Genomic DNA, 3,142 nt, shown 5'->3' with positions numbered 1-3,142 from the left:
GATAAGGGCATTCGGGGATGACAATCTCATAGCGGAAGATTAGCGCTGACTAGTAAAGTAATGGAGTGTGAATGAAGAAGCCCGCTTATGCGGGCTTTTTTATTGTCAAAGCGGATCAGGTTCTCCTGCCCTCTCTGATATGGACCTTCTTGACCCGTGCGCGGATCTTCACTCCGGTCAGTTCACGGTACAGGCGCGACAGATACTTCACCGTCACCACTTTGTGAATGTAGGCCTGGGTGAACCTGTAGAGGAGCCTGCGCAACCGGGAGGGGGTGCGGCTGCCGAGCAGCAGCGGGCAGAAGTCCGAGAGCTGCACGGTGACCCGCACACCCTCATCGCTTCTCCGGATGCTCAAGGAAAACATGCCGCGGTCGCATTCCCCTGCCTGCACCAGGAAACCACCATTGATCCTCAGCTGCACCTCTTCAGCTTCCTGCCGCAGGAACTGTTCGGGCGGTTCGAAACTCAAAAGCGCAAGCTTGGAGTCCAGGAGCCGGAACTGGACCCCTTCGCTAAGTGCGATCGGACGGATTACGGAGCATGTCCAGTCTCTAATCAGCTTAAAGTAACGCTCCAGCAGCAAAGTCGCGGTGATGCGATCGGCGCAGGAGTCGGGGAAGACCATCCACTGCACCGAGAAGACCGAACCATCCGGCAACAGAACCTGCTGCAGGGCGATCTCCGTCACTTCCTCTTTTACCCGAACGGCCATAACTGTACCCCGACACCTTAGGCAGGCTCACCCTTCACGCAGACGGCATACTTGAGATAGCGTCCCTCGGGGAAGGTGACCGGATAGGGGAAATCCTCCGGCTGCCCCGCAAGCGAGATAACCTGCAGTGAAGCCCCCGCCTGAAGCGCGCCGCGGCGCAGTTCCTTCAGATAATCGGCCACATCGACCTTCTGGTGATTGGACGAGGTTATCAGCAGGCCGCCGCCCTTCAGGAGTTTCACGGCCGCTGCCACGAGGTCCGAGGTCCCGCCCCTGGTGGTGAAGCGGCTCTTGGAGGTGGTCGAGAAGGAAGGCGGGTCCATCAGGATCACGTCGTAGCACTTCTGCCGGCGCGCCATGTCGTCGAGGACCGAGAAGCAGTCGCCGACCAGGAACTCATGACGCTTCGGGTTGAGCCGGTTCGCGCTGAAGTTGGAGCGGGCGATCTCCATGTACCCGGGCGAGGCATCGACACTGGTTACGACGCTTGCCCCGGCCGCCGCGGCCGCCACCGAAAAGGCGCCGGTGTAGGAAAAGAGGTTCAGGAAGCGCTTCCCTTTCACCCGGGGCATGAGGGCGCGGCGATTGTTGCGCTGGTCCAGGAAGAGGCCCGTGTTGAGCCCCCGCTCCAGGCTCACCTGGAAATTCAGCCCGTTCTCCAGCACCAGGAGGGGATCCGGAGCGGGATTCCCCGCCAGCAGGCGGCCATACTTCTTGTCCTCGCCCTCCGACTCGAGCTCCCTCGTCTTCTGGGGGCGGACCTTCTCATAGATCCCCGCGGGAGAGAGAAGCTCATCGAGGGCCTGGGTGACAAGCTTAAGGTGCCGTTTCCATCCCGCGCAGTAGATCTGCACCATCAGGTAATCGCCGTAGCGGTCCACGGTCAGCCCCGGGAGAGCGTCACCCTCCCCGTTCACCAGCCGGTAGGCGTTGGTCTCCGTCAGGTCCGCATGATCCCGGCGCAGATTTACTGCCCGCTCCAGCCGATTCTTCACCCAGGCCCGATCCAGCCGGATCCGCTCCCGGGAGAGGATCCGCGCGACGATCCGGTCCTTCGGGTCGAGAAGTGCCGTAGCCAGAAACCGGCCGGAGCCGTCGCTCAGCTCGACCACATCGCCGGCCTCCCCGGCCGGCCACCTCTTCGTGTAGGCGTCCGCGATGATCCAGGGATGGCCCAGCTCGATCATCCTGACCGACTCTGCCCCTACAGTCCGCACTTGTGACATGATATCTACCTCTGAAAACAACAGGGGCGGGAGCTAAGTGCCGTCGAACCGACCGCAATGTACTCCCGCCCGTTGATTGTACTTGATGGAGTGAAGGGTGGTGTTCAGCCCGGTCGAGTGGTTTTCACCATTCACCATTCACCATTCACCATTCACGCCTCTAGTGAGTCGCCTGGGTCTTCATCTGCTCGGCAGCCATGGCGGACTTTGCCTGCTCCAGCGCCTCCATCTCCTTGACTTTCTCGCCCAGCCAGTAGTGCAGTTCGCGAGCAGTCTGGTAGTTCACCACCACCCCGTTGATGACCTGACGGACGAGGCTGCGGCCAAGGTCGGAGGGCTCGACTTCGGTCTCGGCGCCGATGGTCCCGGCAGCGGTGATTTCGTGGGAGATGGCATTCGGCAGCGGCTGGCGCTCGAGGTAGAAATTCATCACCAGTTCGCCGCGCGGGGAGACGCCGCCGTGGGCGCCATTGACATAGACCGGGCTGTAATCGTACTGGAAGATGTATTTGAAGGTCATTTCAGGATTTTTAGCCATTTTGCTCTCCTTGAATTGTAGTGTGCCGTATCGCTACAGCTGCAGTTGAAGTTTTATAACATGGAGAACACGATCAAACAAGAATGAATGACCTTTTAGGCGGGAGGCCCGGAACCAACACAGGAAAGAAGTTACCGCGTTCGAGGCAGGGTAGAAGCCATAACCTTTGCATGAAGCGCTTCGGGTGCAATGTCAGCACCATTGTCCCATACAATCGTCTGGAACACATCTGACAGGGTAAACTTCTGAAAATTGAGCTTGTCTTGAAGCGGCTCAAATACCGGCCCCCACAGGATATCCCTGAGATCTGCGATCCCGCTCACTCCGTCATTGAATTCTACCCATATCTTATAGTCGGTACGATATTCGGCTTTTGTAACAGTGATCATGGCACACCCCCTACTGTTCCAGCGGAGCTATTTTCTTCAACTCCGCATGCCTTCGTGCCAGCTCCCAGTCCGGCTGATTTCTGGCATAAGCACCTCACGCAGTATTACATCACAGGCTGACGATTAGAGCATTATAGCATTAGCTGACGTCTAATGGATTCCGTGCTGGGTCTTCGAAAGGTAGTAGTCGTAGTTCCCCTCGTAAAGACGCATCTCCCCGTGGTCGACCTCGATCACCCGGTCGACCAGCTGGCGCAGGAAGTGACGGTCATGG

General features: G+C 58.7%; 4 protein-coding genes. All 4 read right to left on the bottom strand.

Annotation, left to right across the window (positions count from 1 at the left end; translation table 11 throughout):
- Positions 1-115 precede the first annotated feature (115 nt).
- The 4 genes from AC11W3_RS02035 to AC11W3_RS02020 all read right to left on the bottom strand — a co-directional run bounded on the left by AC11W3_RS02035 (position 116) and on the right by AC11W3_RS02020 (position 2,868).
- A complete protein-coding gene (locus tag AC11W3_RS02035) occupies positions 116-715 on the bottom strand; it encodes a hypothetical protein (RefSeq protein ID WP_484091986.1) in 600 nt (199 codons plus the stop codon).
- 17 nt (positions 716-732) lie between these two features.
- Positions 733-1,941 (bottom strand): class I SAM-dependent rRNA methyltransferase, encoded by a 1,209-nt coding sequence (locus AC11W3_RS02030; RefSeq protein ID WP_484091985.1) that lies wholly within the window; start codon positions 1,939-1,941, stop codon positions 733-735.
- Positions 1,942-2,101: 160 nt separating this feature from the next.
- Positions 2,102-2,479 (bottom strand): hypothetical protein, encoded by a 378-nt coding sequence (locus AC11W3_RS02025; protein WP_484091984.1) that lies wholly within the window; start codon positions 2,477-2,479, stop codon positions 2,102-2,104.
- Between the two features lie 131 nt (positions 2,480-2,610).
- Positions 2,611-2,868, bottom strand: a complete 258-nt coding sequence (locus AC11W3_RS02020) for a DUF2442 domain-containing protein (RefSeq protein ID WP_484091983.1) — start codon at positions 2,866-2,868, stop codon at positions 2,611-2,613.
- Positions 2,869-3,142 lie beyond the last annotated feature (274 nt).

The sequence above is a fragment of the Geomonas sp. genome (assembly GCF_056994735.1).
This window is presented reverse-complemented; position numbering and strand designations above follow the sequence as displayed.

Coding starts and splice junctions, on each gene's coding strand:
- AC11W3_RS02025 (WP_484091984.1), bottom strand. CDS start 2,479: ATGGCTAAAAATCCTGAAATGACCTTCAAATACATCTTCCAGTACGAT.
- AC11W3_RS02020 (WP_484091983.1), bottom strand. CDS start 2,868: ATGATCACTGTTACAAAAGCCGAATATCGTACCGACTATAAGATATGG.
- AC11W3_RS02030 (WP_484091985.1), bottom strand. CDS start 1,941: ATGTCACAAGTGCGGACTGTAGGGGCAGAGTCGGTCAGGATGATCGAG.
- AC11W3_RS02035 (WP_484091986.1), bottom strand. CDS start 715: ATGGCCGTTCGGGTAAAAGAGGAAGTGACGGAGATCGCCCTGCAGCAG.